This window comes from Cyanobium gracile UHCC 0281 (genome assembly GCF_034931305.1).
Taxonomy (GTDB): domain Bacteria; phylum Cyanobacteriota; class Cyanobacteriia; order PCC-6307; family Cyanobiaceae; genus Cyanobium; species Cyanobium gracile_A.
The window spans coordinates 1-14,734 of the sequence record NZ_JAYGHY010000011.1 but is presented as its reverse complement, the minus strand read 5'-3'; the positions used below and the strand labels follow the sequence as shown (position 1 = coordinate 14,734).

General features: G+C 69.3%; 13 protein-coding genes and 1 tRNA gene. 5 read left to right on the top strand and 9 right to left on the bottom strand.

Features of this window, described 5'->3' with window-relative positions:
- Positions 1-3 precede the first annotated feature (3 nt).
- From VB739_RS05325 to petH, 5 genes are all read right to left on the bottom strand, one after another.
- Positions 4-288, bottom strand: coding sequence for an acylphosphatase (locus tag VB739_RS05325; RefSeq protein WP_323356071.1), 285 nt, complete (start codon positions 286-288; stop codon positions 4-6).
- Positions 285-1,748: a cobyrinate a,c-diamide synthase gene (locus VB739_RS05320; RefSeq protein WP_323356070.1), complete on the bottom strand. Its 1,464-nt coding sequence runs from the start codon at positions 1,746-1,748 to the stop codon at positions 285-287. Before VB739_RS05320 ends, VB739_RS05325 begins: the two co-directional genes overlap by 4 nt.
- Positions 1,749-1,781: 33 nt before the next feature.
- Positions 1,782-3,080: a glucose-6-phosphate dehydrogenase assembly protein OpcA gene (locus VB739_RS05315; RefSeq protein WP_323356069.1), complete on the bottom strand. Its 1,299-nt coding sequence runs from the start codon at positions 3,078-3,080 to the stop codon at positions 1,782-1,784.
- 70 nt (positions 3,081-3,150) lie between these two features.
- Positions 3,151-4,674 carry a glucose-6-phosphate dehydrogenase gene (zwf, locus tag VB739_RS05310; RefSeq protein WP_323356068.1) on the bottom strand — a complete coding sequence of 508 codons (1,524 nt, stop codon included), beginning with the start codon at positions 4,672-4,674 and terminating at the stop codon, positions 3,151-3,153.
- 163 nt (positions 4,675-4,837) lie between these two features.
- Complete coding sequence (gene petH / locus VB739_RS05305) at positions 4,838-6,010, bottom strand: ferredoxin--NADP reductase (RefSeq protein ID WP_323356067.1); 1,173 nt, start codon at positions 6,008-6,010, stop codon at positions 4,838-4,840.
- 287 nt (positions 6,011-6,297) lie between these two features.
- On the opposite strand from petH, the gene VB739_RS05300 reads away from it, so the two are divergent.
- A complete protein-coding gene (locus tag VB739_RS05300) occupies positions 6,298-6,768 on the top strand; it encodes an SRPBCC family protein (RefSeq protein WP_323356118.1) in 471 nt (156 codons plus the stop codon).
- A 117-nt stretch (positions 6,769-6,885) separates the two neighbouring features.
- On the opposite strand, the gene VB739_RS05295 is transcribed toward VB739_RS05300, so the two are convergent.
- Together VB739_RS05295 and VB739_RS05290 are read right to left on the bottom strand one after the other, a co-directional pair.
- Positions 6,886-6,958: transfer RNA gene (locus VB739_RS05295), tRNA-Glu, on the bottom strand.
- A 64-nt stretch (positions 6,959-7,022) separates the two neighbouring features.
- Entirely contained in the window at positions 7,023-8,207 is a 1,185-nt protein-coding gene (locus VB739_RS05290; protein ID WP_323356117.1) for a histidine kinase, read from the bottom strand.
- Between the two features lie 145 nt (positions 8,208-8,352).
- On the opposite strand from VB739_RS05290, the gene VB739_RS05285 reads away from it, so the two are divergent.
- The 3 genes from VB739_RS05285 to pepN all read left to right on the top strand — a co-directional run bounded on the left by VB739_RS05285 (position 8,353) and on the right by pepN (position 12,174).
- Complete coding sequence (locus tag VB739_RS05285; RefSeq protein ID WP_323356066.1) at positions 8,353-8,910, top strand: hypothetical protein; 558 nt, start codon at positions 8,353-8,355, stop codon at positions 8,908-8,910.
- Positions 8,911-9,023: 113 nt separating this feature from the next.
- Entirely contained in the window at positions 9,024-9,440 is a 417-nt protein-coding gene (locus VB739_RS05280) for a cAMP phosphodiesterase (RefSeq protein ID WP_323356065.1), read from the top strand.
- Positions 9,441-9,447: 7 nt separating this feature from the next.
- Positions 9,448-12,174, top strand: coding sequence for an aminopeptidase N (gene pepN / locus VB739_RS05275; RefSeq protein WP_323356064.1), 2,727 nt, complete (start codon positions 9,448-9,450; stop codon positions 12,172-12,174).
- Here the strand turns inward: pepN and VB739_RS05270 are convergent.
- A complete protein-coding gene (locus VB739_RS05270; RefSeq protein WP_323356063.1) occupies positions 12,171-13,424 on the bottom strand; it encodes a glycoside hydrolase family 10 protein in 1,254 nt (417 codons plus the stop codon). The two genes, pepN and VB739_RS05270, sit on opposite strands and share 4 nt — an antisense overlap.
- Before the next feature lie 11 nt (positions 13,425-13,435).
- Positions 13,436-14,443, bottom strand: a complete 1,008-nt coding sequence (locus VB739_RS05265; protein WP_323356062.1) for a ribose-phosphate pyrophosphokinase — start codon at positions 14,441-14,443, stop codon at positions 13,436-13,438.
- Between the two features lie 67 nt (positions 14,444-14,510).
- Between VB739_RS05265 and VB739_RS05260 the strand changes: the two genes are divergently transcribed.
- Positions 14,511-14,734 (top strand): hypothetical protein (locus VB739_RS05260; RefSeq protein ID WP_323356061.1); only part of this gene is annotated, 224 nt, incomplete at its 3' end.

Below are 14,734 nucleotides of genomic sequence, written 5' to 3'. Positions count from 1 at the left end.
CGTTCAGGAGCGGATCTCGAACCAGTCGGTGCCCGCCACCGCCACCTGGCCGCTGCTCACACCGCTCACCTGGGCCCCCTGGGGCCCCTTCTCGCACCAGAGCCGCAGCTCCTCCAGCCGGTCCGGAAGCCCCTCGGCCTCCAGATCCACTGAGCCATCGGAGCGGTTGCGCACCCAGCCGCTGAGGCCGAGGTCGATGGCCTTCTGGCGGCAGCCCACCCGGTAGCCCACCCCCTGGACCAGCCCCCGCACGTTCATCCGCCAGCGCTCTTGGGGCGTGGCACTCATCCGGAGACTGGGCTGAACGAAACGGCGTTCCTCGGCAGCGGCACGGCGCTGGCGGCGGCTCTCGCCACTCTCGAGGGAATCGCCGGGCATCCAGCCCAGTGGAGGTGCAGCCAGCTGGCGTGAACGGTCCGGGTGGTCCATCCTTCAATCCTCGCTGGTGTTCCCCAGCCTTCAAGTTGCCACAGGCCCTCCCCCGCTGCCAACTCATCGGCCAGGGGTGGTTGGGCCACCAGCTGCCAGCGATGGAACTCATGGCCGCTGAGGACTTCACCTCGGCGCACCAACAGCCCATCCGCGCCCGGCAGGGCCTGGCGGTAGCCGAGGCTGAGGGCACCCCGACGGGCGCTGAAGGGGAGCAGGCCGGCCATGGGGTGACGGTTCCCGTCGCCATCCTCCAGCTCCCGGCCCAGCAGCAACAAGCCGCCGCATTCGGCCACGATCGGCACACCGGCGCGGGCGGCGGTGCCGAGGGACTCCAGGCTGCGGCGGGCGGCCGCCAGCTGGCTGGCATGCAGCTCGGGATAGCCGCCCGGCAGCAGCACCGCCCGGCAGTCCGCCGGCAGGGGCTCATCGGTCAGGGGACTCCAGGGCACCGGCCGCAGGCCGCAGGCCGAGAGCAGCTCCTGGGCTTCCGGGTAGCGGAAGTGGAAGGCGGCGTCGCTGGCGATCGCCACGGGCAGGGGGCCGGGGGCCGGGGTGGCGGTGGAGACGGTGGTGGGTGGCTCCGGCGCGACCTGCCCCAGGCACCAGCGAATCGGATCCTGGCCTTCCGGCGGGCCGGCCGGTGGTGCCAGCAGGGGCCAGAGCCGGTCCAGATCGAGGTGCTCTTCGGCCAGGCGGGCCCAGATCCGCTGGCGCTCGCCCAGGTCGCCCAGCTCGCCCGGGGTGAGCAGGCCCAGGTGGCGGGAGGGGAGTTCCAGGCTGGGGTGGCTGGGCAGCACCCCCAGCAGGGGAACCGCGATGGCCTCGAGGGCTTCGGCGAGCAGGCGGTGGTGCCGGTCGCTGCCGACCCGGTTGAGCACCACCCCGGCCAGGGTCACCCGGGGTGGGCCATGGTCGCGGAAGCCGCGCACCAGGGCCGCCAGGCTGCCGGCCTGGCGTGATGCCTCCACCACCAGCACCACCGGCAGCCCCAGCAGATCGGCCACGGCGGCGGAGCTGCCCTCGCTGCCGGAGCCACGGCCATCGAACAGGCCCATGACCCCCTCCACCAACACCCGCCCGGCCCGGCCGCCATGCCAGCGATAACAGCGCCGCACCCACTCCTCGCCGCAGAGCAGAGGGTCGAGGTTGCGGCAGGGGCGCCCCGCCACTGCCCCCAGCAACTGGGGGTCGAGGTAGTCGGGCCCCACCTTGAAGGGCTGGATGCTCTTCCCCCGCGCCCGCGCCACGGCCGCCAGGGTGAGGCTCAGCAGGGTCTTGCCGCTGCCGCTGCAGGGGGCGGCGATCAGGCAACTCATGCGGTGGGTGGCTCGCCGGGGGGGAGGGGCGCTTCAGCCTGGCAGCAGGGTGGCCGCCAGGGGCACGGCCGCCGCCAGCAGCGGAGCGGTGGAATCGTGGCCGCCGGACAGCAGGCGGGCCATTTCCATCTCCTCGCTCTCTTCGGGCAGGGGGACCACCCCCTCGGCCAGTTCCATGCTCGCCATGCCCCCCGACTCCAGCCGCATGCAGCCCCCTGATTCCGAGCAGAGGATCACGCACAGGGGCGGCCGGAGCACCGGTTCACAGATCAGCCGCATGCCGACGATGGCGCCGGGATGGGTCTTGGGTACGCCCATGGGCACCGGCATCAGGGTGAACTGGACCGCCACCCCGTCGGTGCGTTCGAATTCCGCCGTGATGCCCTGGCCCGGTCCATCCACCTCCACCATGTAGCTGCTCACCAGGTGCCAGCCCAGGCGGTCGGCGATCCAGGCGGCCAGCAGCAGGCCCTTGACCGGGTGGTCCCCCTCCACGTCGATGTCGAGCTGCACCACATGGCCGAGAGCGTCCCGACGGGACGGGGGGTCGAAGACCATGGCCAGGGACTCCCGCCAGGTGCGCAGCCGCAGCCAGTTGAGATCGTTGACGGCCTGGCCGGCGCTGATCCGGGCCAGCATCAGGTCGAGGCAGCGGCGCGGTTCGCCCAGGGAGCTGTCAATCACCAGGCGCCGGGGAACCGGTGCCAGCGCCTCCAGCATCTCGGAGGGCTCATCCAGGCTGCTGTTCCACCACACCCAGCAGGGCAAGCTCTCGTCCACCAGGGTCTGGAACAGGTCGAGGCTCTGCTGCAGCGCTCCCATGCCGCCGCGCAGCACCACCACATCCCCGCAGGCGGCACCAGCGCCGCCCTCCTCCGGCAGCGGGCAGTAGGCGGCCACAAGGGTCTCGAGGGGATGGCCGGGGTCGAGGGTGGGGGCCAGGGTGATCAACCGCCGCGGCATGTGGGCGCTGATGGCGCTTTCCACGAACTGGCCGCGCAGGTCCTGGCTCTTGTGGTGGCCATCCTTCTGGCCGATGGCCCAGGCCAGCCGGGGATCCATGGGCGCCGTACTGAGGGGCAGGTCGGTGTCCGGCAGGGCCAGGCGGGCCGCCTCGAGAAGCTCCTGGCGCAGCAGGCCGGTGATCGGCCCGTCGACCCGGCCGATGCGCACCATCTGCTGCTCCAGCCAGGAGGGTTCCCAGACCACCAGGGTGAAGGTGGCCGCCCCGATGGACCCCTCCAGGTCATGGGTCCAGAGGCGCTGGAGGTAGGGATGGACCTCCTCGGGCGGCAGATCAAGGGGGGCCTGGAGGGTGAGCTGGGGAGCCATTGGGACGCGGGAGGGGGCGGAGATCGCTGGTCGGCGGAGCTGGAAGGTGATAGGGGGCCTGACCCGGGCCTCAGGGGCGGCGCCAGATCAGGCCGTCATCGGCCAGGAGGCCGTCGGCGGCGGCCGGCCCCCAGGTGCGGGCTTCGTAGGGGTGGACCGGCAGCTGCCAGGGGGATTCCTCGATCAGGGCCAGCAGCGGGGTGTACAAACGCCAGGCCGCCTCCACCTCATCGCTGCGGGTGAACAAGGTGGGATCTCCCAGCATGGCGTCGGCCAGCAGCCGGACGTAGCCCTCATCGGAGGGTTCACCGAAGGATTCGTCATAGCTGAAGGCCATGTCGACCGGGCGGCTGCGCATCCCGGAGCCGGGGGCCTTGACTTCGAACTTGAATTCGGCGCCCTCATCGGGCTGGATACGCAGGATCAGCTGGTTGGGGGTGGGGGCGCCACCGGCGGCGTCGAAGAGGTGCACCGGGGCCTCGCGGAAGGTGAGCACCACCTCGCTGAGGCGCTTCGGCAACCGCTTACCGGTGCGCAGATAGAAGGGCACGCCCTGCCAGCGCCAGTTGTTGATGGCCACCTTCATGGCCACGTAGGTCTCGGTGGTGCTGTTGGCGTTCACCCCCGGCTCCTGGCGGTAGCCGGACAGGGGCTTGGTCATGCTGCCGCCGGCGGCGTACTGGCCCCGCACGCAGCACTTCCAGGCCTCCTCCTCGTTGGCCAGGCGCGCCGACTGCAGCACCTTGGCCTTCTCGTTGCGGATCGCCTCCGGATCGAAGCGGCCGGGGGCCTCCATGGCCGTCAGGGCCAGGATCTGAGTGAGGTGGTTCTGCACCATGTCCCGCAGGGCGCCGGACGACTCGTAATAGCCAGCCCGTTCCTCCACCCCCACGGTTTCAGCGGCGGTGATCTGGACGCTGGAGATGTAGTTGCGGTTCCAGATCGGCTCGAAGATCGTGTTGGCGAAGCGCAACACCAGGATGTTCTGGACCGTTTCCTTGCCCAGGTAATGGTCGATGCGGAACACCTGGCTTTCCTTGGCGCAGGCCTGGACCACTTTGTTGAGGGCCTGGGCGCTGGCGTAATCCCGGCCGAAGGGCTTCTCGATCACCACCCGGCTGCGGTCCGGATCGGCCAGCAGGCCGGCCCCGGCCAGGGCACGGCAGCCGCTGCCATAGAACTCCGGCGACACCGAGAGATAGAAGGTGCGGTTGCCGCGGGTGGCCCGCAACCGGTCGATGCCCTCGAGCCGCTGGCCGAGACGCACCAGGTGGTCGGGCTGCTGCAGATCCACCGGCTCATAGAAGAGCCCCTGGGCGAACTGGTCCCAGGCGGTGCGATGGGCGGCGATCTCATCGGAGAGCGCCGCGCCCATCTTGTCGCGGAACTCCTCGTCGCTCCAGGGGCGACGGGCGCAGCCGAGCACCGCGAACTCGCTGGGCAATCGCCGCTGGCGAAACAGCTCGAACAGCGCCGGGATCAGCTTGCGGTGGGTGAGGTCGCCACTGGCCCCGAAGATGACGATGCACTGGGGCGAGATCACCCGCTCCTGGCGCAGACCCACCCGCAGGGGATTGGTGAGGATGGCGGTCATGGGCAGGACGTCCGGTCACCCTGGTTTAACGGCTGCTCCGGCATCCCGCTGCATCGCCGCCGCAGGGAGCCTGCCGGTGTGTGCATTCTCGGATCGTCGCCCATGAAAAAGCCCGCCGGAAGCGGGCTTGGGGGCGAGGCAAAGGGCTGGGTCGCCGCCGGGATCAGTAGGTCTCGACGTGCCAGCGGTCGGCCTTCTTGAGCTGAGGCCGCAGTTCGCTCCAGTTGAGATCCTTGGCAGCGGCGGCGGCGGTCATGGCCTCGTCGATGCCGGGCTCCATGCCGCGCAGACCACACATGTAGACGTGGGTCTTGGGGTCCTCGATCAGGGAGAAGATCTCATCGGCGTGCTCGGTGACACGGTCCTGGATGTACATGCGGCCGCCGCTGGGGTTCTGCTGCTCACGGCTGATCGCCTTGGTGTAGCGGAAGTTCTCCGGGTACTCGGCCAGATAGCGCTGGAAGTCGTCCTCGTAGAGGAGGTTGGGGGTCTTGGGGACGCCCATGATCAGCCAGGCCTTGCCGCGGAACTGGTACTCGGGGTTCTTGGCGCGCTCGGACGGCTCGAACATGCGGCGCAGGTAGGCCCGCATCGGGGCGATGCCCGTGCCGGTGGCCAGCATGATCACGTTGGCGTCCTCATCGGGGGGCAGGAGCATCTCCTTGCCCACCGGGCCGGTGATCTTCACCTTGGCGCCGGGTTCGATGTCGCAGAGGAAGGTGGAGCAGACGCCGTTGATGGTGCTGCCGTCCTTCTCGTACTGGAGCTGGCGGACGCAGAGGGAGACCGTGCCGCCCTCGCAGTTGTCGCCGTGGCGGGTGCTGGCGATCGAATAGAGGCGCAGCTTATGGGGCTTGCCGTTGGCATCGGTGCCATCGGGAATGATGCCGATGCTCTGGCCCTCGACGTAGTGCAGGTTGCCTTCGGACAGGTCGAAGGTGATGTGGTTGACCCGGCCGATGGCCCCCTCGGCCAGGAGGCTGTAGTTGCCGGTGACCGTGCCGATGAAGGGGTCCTTGGGTTTGTAGAGATTGACCGGAACGTCGGCGTGGCTCACGGGGGCTTTCCTGGCGGGGGTGGGTGGGGCGGCCGGGGCGTCGGCTGCAGCTTCGGTGGAGGGGGCCTGGGGCTCGGACCCGGCCGGGACCTCCTCAGCGTTGATGGCCCGAATCCGACCACCCTGAAGGGCGATGGTCTGCATCAGCCGCTGCAATTGGCTGAAGGGCACGGTGAGACGGCGTTCCGCCCGCCGCTGCAGACCGACGCCGAAGCCTTCGACGACAACCGTGAACATGCGGCCGTCGGACTGGGTGGCCTTGCCGGTGGAAACGCGCATGCGGGCGACGGTGCCGAAAATCGGGCCGATCATAGAGAACTCGCCTCACGCCTCCTCGGGCAGCCTGGGCAGCCTTCTTTGACCGGAAAGCGGAAACACGGGCTAGTTTGTGTTCCGACGCACCATTGGCGGTGCCGTCCGCTGCCACCCTCCCCCAAGCCCCGAGCGAGCTCCGATCCGTCTTGGCACAGCCTCTGGCGTTGTTTCCCAGCCCCGTGACCCTCCCGTCCCCCGAGGCCTTGGTCGCCAGAGAGGCCTGTTGTGCCCTCGACACGATCCAGCAGGAGATGGAGCGGCTCCCCCACGGCACCCGCCGTCTGGCGGTGCAGTTGCGGCTCAGCCTCGCCCCCGAGTGGATCTGGTCGGTGCTCACCGACTACGACCACCTCGACAGCTTCATCCCCAACCTGGCCAGTTCCCGCCAGCTCTGGCGTCGCGGCAACCAGGTCGCCCTCGAGCAGGTGGGCACCCAGCAGTTCTGCGGCCTGCGCTTCAGTGCCCGCGTGCAGCTGGAGCTCATTGAAGAGCCTGACCAGGGCCGCCTCGCCTTCCGCATGTTGGAGGGCGATTTCCGCTGCTTCCAGGGCCTCTGGCAAGTGGGCATCGACGACACCAGCACCTGGCTCCTCTATGACCTCACCGTGCAGGGCAAACCGGGCATGCCGATCGGTCTGATCGAGCAGCGTCTCAAGGAGGACCTGGCCAGCAACCTGCGGGGCGTGCAGCGGGAAGCCCAGCGACGCTTCGAAGCAGGCTGACGTCCTCGGCGGCTCGACGTCTGTTCACCGTCTGAGCACCCCGGCAGCGCAGCTTTGGCACAGCTTGAGTGGGAACTCGGGCCCAAGCGTTGTCGCCTCGGACCCGGAACCGATGGATACCCCCAAGGGGATTCGAACCCCTGTCGCCTCCGTGAAAGGGAGGTGTCCTAGGCCTCTAGACGATGGGGGCGAGGCCACAGCCGGCTTGCAGCCGATCTGATGTGATGGACGCTACGGGCCGGAGGCACCCTTCGTCAAGAAAGGTCGCTGGCGGCGGGTGGTGCGCTGCCGACGGCGCGATCGGGCTCGAGGGAGCTCTGGCCGGTCCAGACCGGCACCGTGAAGTTGAAACAGGCGCCCTCCCCGGGTTCGGACACCACCCAGATGCGGCCCCCGTGCACCTCGGCGATGCGACGACACACCGACAGCCCCACACCGAAGCCGGAGGTGGTGCCGGAGGTCTGGGGCAGCCGCACCCGGTCCTGGAAGATGCGGTGCTGCTCCTGGCGGGGAATGCCCGGGCCGCTGTCGCAGATGCTCACCTGCACCCACTGACTGGTGCGGTGCATGAGGCTGAGGCTCACCTTGCCGCCGTCGGGGGTGAACTTCAGGGCGTTCTCCAGCAGGTTGAGCATCACCTGCCGCATGCGCCGCTGATCGGCATGGACATCGGGCAGGTCGGCGGGGATATCGGTGACGAGCTGCAGCCCCCGACCCAGCCAGAGCTTCTCCAGCTCCAGGATGGCTTCGGCAGCCACCTGGCTCAGGTCGAGGCGCTGGGGATTGAACAGGGCTTCCCAGCGGGTGGTGCCCACCTCCAGCAGGTCCCTGGAGAGGGCCTCGATGTCATCCAGCCTGCGGTTGAGAACGTCGCGAAAGCGGCTCTCGTCGATCTGGCCCAGGGCATGGCTCTGCAGGGCCAACTTGGCGGCCGTGAGGGGGGTGCGCAGCTCATGGGCCACCATGCGCAGCAGCCGTTCCTGGACCCCAAGGCGTTCGATCAGGGTTTCGTTCTCCTGCCGCAGCACCAGCAGCTGGTCCTCGAGCTGCACTTCCCTCTGGCTGCGGCTGCCGTCGATCTCCGCCGGCCGCAGGCTGAGGCCCAGGCTGGTGACCACCTCCATCTGTTGCCAGCGGGGCAACCAGGTGCGCAGCTGCTCCGCCAGGGTGTTGCCGGCGAAGACCTGCTTCGGCAAGGGGTCGAGTTTGATCAGCGCCGGGGTGGCCACCAGCCGGTGTAGTTCGAGCAGCTCGGGGTGGTCGGCCGGATCGGCCACCTGCAGCGACACCTTGCAGGTGCACTCCTCGGAATTCATGAACCCGATCAGGGCACGCAGATCCGCCGACGCCATGTGGTGGCGCGCCGCAACCAGCAGCAACCGCAGCGGTTTCTGGGCCTCAACGCCGGCAGCGCTGGCGTCGGTGGTGGCGGCTGCCACCGCCGACGACGGGAACTCGGACTCCCCCAAGACCGGCAACGGCAGGCATGCGGCAATACACCCAACCTTATGGGGTTCTGGGCACAACCCCGTGAACGTCGCTAGGACTTCGGGGATTGACCGTCTGTGTCGGCGTGGGCCAGCCATGACCACATCAACCCAGCCGGGCCTTGCTGGAGGAGCTCCCGTGCAGAGCCGCATCCGCCTCGACACCAGCCTGCGGCGTTGGTTCGCCCGCAACCTGGGGCTGTGGCGGTCACGCCGCACCTACTTCTTCACCGAGGGCGATGAAGTTCTGCAGGTCGACATGAACCTGCGCATCGAGGTCCACAGCGCCTTGGTGGACGGGGATGAGGGCTACCGGTTCACCTGGTGGGCGGAGGGGCATCAGCCCTTCTTCGAGAGCAAGCCCGACTACAGGCCGGAGGGAACCATGGAGGCGTGGCTGTGTGGCCACCAGTTGCGACGCAGCTGCGGCTTCCTGGCGGGTCCCCCCACCGTCAGCCAGATCCGCCAGATCGATGAGCACACCATGGCCTTCCAGTCCAACGACGACGACTGGGAGGTGCTGGAGCAGATCCGCCTGGTGGATGAGGACCGCTACCGCTCCCGCTCGATCCACACCTGGCGCCACGGCAACCTGGAACTGGTGGAGCTCCATCACGAGATCCGGCTGGAAGCCGCCGGAGAACCGATCGGTTAAGCGCTCTCGGCGCCGGGACCCCGGCCGCAGGGCCGCCTCGCGGAGCGGACTCTTTGGCGGGTGTGGCGGCTGCTGCGATGCATCACGATGGGGGTTCACGGATTCCTACCCCTTTGTCTCTCCTGCTCCGCCGCACCCGGCCGCTGCTGGTGGCACCCCTGGTGGCCATGCCGTTGCTGCTGGCACCGGTGGCGGCCCACGCGGCCCCAGCCACCCCCGCTGAGATGGGCCTCTACACCCGCATCGGCGCCGTCAACGTCTGCATCTCCCGCGCCGCCGGCATCGACTTCGAGAAATCGGTGGGTATCGCCGGCGAAACCATCGCCCAGCTGATCCTCGGCCAGCACAAGGGGGAAATCCAGCAAGTGGGCACCAAGGCCCTGACCATCGAAGAACTGCGCCGCGGCGCCATCAACTCGGCTGTGCTCGGTGCCGCGGAGATCTGCCCCAAGGAGGTTCCCGCCGACGTCATGAAGAAGGTTCAGGACGCCATCAAGCAGCAGGGCGCCGCCAAGCCAGCCCCCAAGTGAGCCTCTGATGGCCGTCGTGCACCTCGCCGACTACCGGCCGGCGCCCTACCTGCTGGAGCGCACCGATCTCACGGTGCGCCTCTTCGCTGACCATGCCCTGGTGGAGGCGCGACTGGGGTTCCTCCCCGGGGCTGGCGCCGACGCGCCGGAGCAGGCCATCGCGCCGCTGGAGCTGCGAGGTGTGGATCTGGAGCTTCGCTGCCTGGAACTCGACGGCCTTCCCCTGCCCGCTGAAGCCATCCAGCTGGAGGACGACCGCCTGCTGGTGCTGCAGCCGCCCCAGCAACCCTTCGTGATCACCAGCACGGTGTGGCTCGATCCGCGGGCCAACACCAGCCTCGAAGGGCTCTACGTGAGCGGGGGGATGGTCACCACCCAGTGCGAGGCGGAGGGGTTCCGCCGCATCACCTACCACCCGGATCGGCCCGACCTGCTCAGCCGCTTCCGGGTGCGGATCGAGGCCGACAGGGACAGCTGCCCGGTGCTGCTCTCCAACGGCAACGGCATCGAGAGCGGCGACCTGCCGCCCGGGCCCGGCGGGGAAGCCCGCCACTACGCCGTCTGGGACGACCCTTTCCCCAAACCCTCCTATCTGTTCGCCCTGGTGGCCGGCCGGCTGGAGGAGGTGCGCGACACGTTCGTCACCGCCGATGGCCGCACGGTGCAGCTGCGCCTGCATGTGGAGCCCGGCGATGCCCCCTTCACCGCCCACGCCATGGCGTCGCTGAAGCGGGCGATGCAGTGGGATGAGCGCGTCTATGGCCTGGAGTACGACCTCGACGAGTACAACATCGTCGCCGTGCGCCACTTCAACATGGGCGCGATGGAGAACAAGAGCCTCAACATCTTCAACTCCAAGCTGGTGCTCGCCGATGCCGCCACGGCCACCGACGGCGAACTGGAACGCATCGAGAGTGTGATCGCCCATGAGTATTTCCACAACTGGACGGGCAACCGCATCACCTGCCGCGACTGGTTCCAGCTGTCGTTGAAAGAGGGGCTCACGGTCTTCCGCGACCAGAGCTTCTCGGCTGATCTGCACGGCCATGCCCTCAACCGGATCGAGAACGTGGCGATGCTGCGCAACACCCAGTTCCGGGAGGATGCGGGTCCGACGGCCCATCCGGTGCAACCGGATCACTATCAGGCGATCGATAATTTCTATACCACCACGATCTACGAGAAGGGCTCGGAGGTGATCCGGGTGCTGCACACCCTGCTGGGGGAAGAGACCTTCCAGCGCGGCATGGCGCTCTATGTGCAGCGCCACGACGGCACCGCCGCCACCTGCGAGGACTTCGTGGTGGCGATGCAGGACGCGGCCGGTGAGGTGGCCGACAGCTGCCGCCTGCCGCCCTTCGATTTCGTGCAGTTTCGCCGCTGGTATCACCAGGCGGGCACCCCGGTGCTGCACGTGCGGCGCCGCTGGAACAAGGCCGCCGGGACCCTGGAGCTGTTTGTGCGCCAGTCGACCCCCGCCACCCCCGGCCAGCCCCACAAGCAGCCCCTGGTGATTCCGCTGGCCGTGGGGCTGGTGAGCCAGGCCGGCCAGCCCCTGCCGATGCGGCTGGTGGCCGAAGACCCCGACCACGGCGCCGCCCCGCTGCTGCCGCGACGCTGGGGGGCGGGGACGCGCCTGCTGCTGATCGATCAGGAGGAGCAGGTCTTCCGCTTCGAGGGACTGCCGGCCCAGGCGCCGCCGCCGGCCCTCTCCCTGCTGCGCCAGTTCTCGGCGCCGGTGAAGGTGGCGCTGGGGCGGCCCTCCAGTGAGCTGGTGCATCTGCTGGCCGCCGACAGCGACCCCTTCGCCCGCTGGGACGCGGGCCAGTTGCTGCTGCGCCGGGCCGTGCTGCGCCGGGCCGCCGGACGGGTGGACATGGCCCTGGAAGAGGCGCTGATCGCCGCCTTCGAGCGGATCCTGGCCGATCCCTCCCTGTCGGAGGCCAGCCGCAGCGTGCTGCTGGCCCTGCCGGGCCTGGCCGAGCTGGAGGATGCGGCGCCAGAGCCCGATCCGCCGGCCCTGTTCGCCGCCCTGCAGGCCCTGCGCGGCCGCTTCGGGGAGGCCCTGGCCGAACCGCTGCAACGGGCCCTGGAGCGGGTCAGCGCGCAGTGGTCTTTGGCCTGGCCGGAGGGGGTGGGCGACCGGATGCTGACCGCCTCGATCTGGAGCTGGCGGGTGGCCGCCGGCGACGCGTCGGTGATCGCCGCAGCGCGGGCGGCGGTGGACGGACCCTCGATGACCCTGGCCCGGGCGGGCCTGCGGGCGCTGCAGGACCACCCGATCGCCGCCCGCCAGGAGGCGGTGGAGGCCTTCTATGCCCGCTGGGAGCAGAAGCCGGTGATCCTCGATTCCTGGTTTGCCCTGGAGGCCTCAGCCCCCTTCGCCGATGGCCTGCAGCGGGTGCAGCGGTTGCTCGACCATCCCCGCTTCGATCCGGCGGCACCGAATTCGGTGCGGGCGGTGCTGGGGGGACTGGCGGGCAATCCACCGGTGTTCCATGCCGCCGACGGCAGCGGCTACCGCTTCATGGCCGACCAGATCGCTGCCCTGGACCAGCGCAATCCGATCACGGCCTCGCGCCTGGCCAAGGTGTTCAGCCGCTGGCAGAGCTACGGCCCCGGGCGCCGGGAGCGGATGCTGGAGGCCCTCAACCAGCTGGCGGCGGCCGACCTCTCCACCAACACCCGCGAGGTCGTGGGGCAGTGCCTCGGCGCGGCTGGCGAGAACGCCTAGCGGCTGCCGAACACCTCTTTGTTGAGGCGCCGGAAGGCAGCCTGGCGGAAGGCCGCCCCCTCCGGCCCGGCGTGCTGGCCCCAGAGCCCCTCCCAGTAGAAGAAGATCACGCCGTGGCCCCGGGCGGCGGAGAGGCGCACCTTCTGCGCGAGGGTGGCCATGTCGGGGGTGCGGCCACCGAAACCGGACAGGATGCCGATCTCCACGGGCATGCCCCAGCGGCGGGCCTTGACCAGCGCCGGCTGGTCGAGGTCGCGCTCGAAGCCCTTGACCGAATAGGCGTAGTTCTGCACGATCAAGTCGTCGACCAGTTCACCCAGGGCCCAGAGCTCCCAGTCCTGCAGCCAGTGGTTGTAGGCGAAGCGGAACGGGCCCGGCGACAGGCTGATCACGGTGCGCCGCGGGCCGCCCACCTCCCGCAGGGTGCCCCGCAGTTCCCGCAGCAGGCCCGTGAGCTGCTGGCGGCGCCACTTCATCCAGTAGCGGTCGTTGAAATTGGCGGGCGGCTCCCGGCCGGTGTCCGCCAGGTAAAGGGCGCGGGTGTAGGGGTCGTAGCCCAGTTCCACCGGCCATGCGAAGTGGTCATCGAGCTGGATGCCGTCCACGCCGCAGCGCTGGACGATCTCGCTGATCAGGCCGATGAAGCGGGCCCGCACCCCCGGGTGGGCCGGGTTCAGCCACACCCGCAGGTCCTTGAGCGGGGACGTTTTCAGGTTGGCGCCGTGCATGGCGTACAGGGCACTGCCATCGGCGCGGCGCAGCACCCATTCCGGGTTCTTCTGGACGACCTCGGCATCGCCGGGCTCCATCAGGCCGTACTCGAACCAGGGGATCACCTGCATGCCGCGGCGATGGGCGGCCTTGGTGAAGCGGCAGATCGGGTCGAGGCCGAGGTTGGAGCGGGCCAGGGCCGGCTCCAGCGGTGCCCAGCGGCTGCGGTGGAAGGTGGCCCCCCGGCTCCAGACGTTGGGATAGAGGGTGTTGAAGCCGGCGGCGTCGAGCTGCGCCACGGCGGTCTCGATGCGTTTGGCGTCGTAGTAGAGGGGGCTGGGGCTGTTGGTGAGCCAGACGCCGATGCGTCGCTCGAACCCCTTCGGCAGGCGGCCTTGCGCGTCGGCCGGACGGGGGGCACCGACCGTCAGGGCCAGCAGGGCCGTGACCAGAACGGTGAGCGGTACCGGCAGACGGCGCTTGAGATGGGCGAAGCGCTTGAGCGGCACCCGCTGGACAGGCGGTGGAGAGGCGACCATGCCGGTGTTGCTCAGCGGAACATCGAGCTGACCGAGCTCTCCTGGTGGATCCGCCAGATCGTTTCCCCCAGCATGTTGGCGATCGAGAGCACCCGCAGCTGGGGGAAGTGCAGGTCGGGGGGCAGGGGGATGCTGTTGGTCACCACCACCTCCTCGAACAGGCCCGGGGTGGAGAGCCGCTCGACGGCAGGCGGGGAGAAGACGGCGTGGGTGGCGCAGGCCAGCACCCGGGCGGCCCCCCGGGCGCGCAGCAACTGGGCGCCCTGGAAGATCGTGCCGCCGGTGTCGATCATGTCGTCGATCAGGATCGCCGTCTTGCCGGCCACGTCACCGATCACGGTGAGGCTTTCAGCCACGTTGTGGCCGGAGCGGCGCTTGTCGATGATCGCCAAAGGCGCATCCTTCATCTGCTTGGCGAAGGCCCGGGCCCGGGCCACACCGCCCACGTCGGGGGAGACCACCACCACCTCGCCCAGATCCCGGGTGGAGAGGTAGTCGACCAGGACCGGTGAGCCGTAGATGTGGTCGCAGGGGATGTCGAAGTAGCCCTGGATCTGGGAGGAGTGCAGGTCCATGGCCAGCACTCGCTCGACACCGGACTTGACCAGCAGGTTGGCCACCAGCTTGGCCGTGATCGATTCCCGTCCGGCCGTCTTGCGGTCGGCGCGGGCGTAGCCGTAATAGGGGATGACGGCCGTGATCTGGCGGGCCGAGGCCCTCCGGCAGGCATCCACCATGATCAGCAGCTCCATCAGGTGATCGTTCACCGGAGCACAGGTGGGCTGGATCAGGAAGACGTCGCAGCCGCGGATCGACTCCTGGATCTGGATGTAGAGCTCACCATCAGCGAAACGCTTGATCACCCTCGGGCCGTCGGGCACGCCGAGGTAGGCAGCGATTTCGTGCGCCAGGCCGGGGTTGGAATTGCCGCTGAACAACCGCAACCGGCGAGGGTCGTGGCTGGTGAGGGGCGGCTGCCCGCTCTGCTCCACCCGTTCAGCGGTCGAGAAAGTGGACAAGGGCGCAGGCGGCGTTGCTTCGCAGCACGATGGTAGAAGCGACCCGGCCCGCGCAGTGCAAACAACCATGTCGGTTTCAGGGACCGAAACGCAGCCCGGCGGCGGCCTGCTGCTGGTGGGACTGGGGTTGCGGCAGGAGCTGGAAGGCCTGGCGGCGGTGGCGGAGCGGCTGGCCGCCGCCGAAGGCGTGCCTCTGCGGCAGCTGGCCGGCGCCGAGGATCCCGATACCAGCCTGGCGGCCCTGACGGCGGTCACGGGCCCGTGGCTGGCCGCCCTGCCCCTGGATCCGGG

What these genes read in the sequence shown, in the direction of transcription:
- VB739_RS05285 (WP_323356066.1), top strand. Translation starts at nt 8,353, where the DNA reads ATGACCACATCAACCCAGCCGGGCCTTGCTGGAGGAGCTCCCGTGCAG.
- VB739_RS05270 (WP_323356063.1), bottom strand. Translation starts at nt 13,424, where the DNA reads ATGGTCGCCTCTCCACCGCCTGTCCAGCGGGTGCCGCTCAAGCGCTTC.
- petH (WP_323356067.1), bottom strand. Translation starts at nt 6,010, where the DNA reads ATGCGCGTTTCCACCGGCAAGGCCACCCAGTCCGACGGCCGCATGTTC.
- VB739_RS05315 (WP_323356069.1), bottom strand. Translation starts at nt 3,080, where the DNA reads ATGGCTCCCCAGCTCACCCTCCAGGCCCCCCTTGATCTGCCGCCCGAG.
- VB739_RS05325 (WP_323356071.1), bottom strand. Translation starts at nt 288, where the DNA reads ATGAGTGCCACGCCCCAAGAGCGCTGGCGGATGAACGTGCGGGGGCTG.
- VB739_RS05300 (WP_323356118.1), top strand. Translation starts at nt 6,298, where the DNA reads ATGGAGCGGCTCCCCCACGGCACCCGCCGTCTGGCGGTGCAGTTGCGG.
- pepN (WP_323356064.1), top strand. Translation starts at nt 9,448, where the DNA reads ATGGCCGTCGTGCACCTCGCCGACTACCGGCCGGCGCCCTACCTGCTG.
- zwf (WP_323356068.1), bottom strand. Translation starts at nt 4,674, where the DNA reads ATGACCGCCATCCTCACCAATCCCCTGCGGGTGGGTCTGCGCCAGGAG.
- VB739_RS05320 (WP_323356070.1), bottom strand. Translation starts at nt 1,748, where the DNA reads ATGAGTTGCCTGATCGCCGCCCCCTGCAGCGGCAGCGGCAAGACCCTG.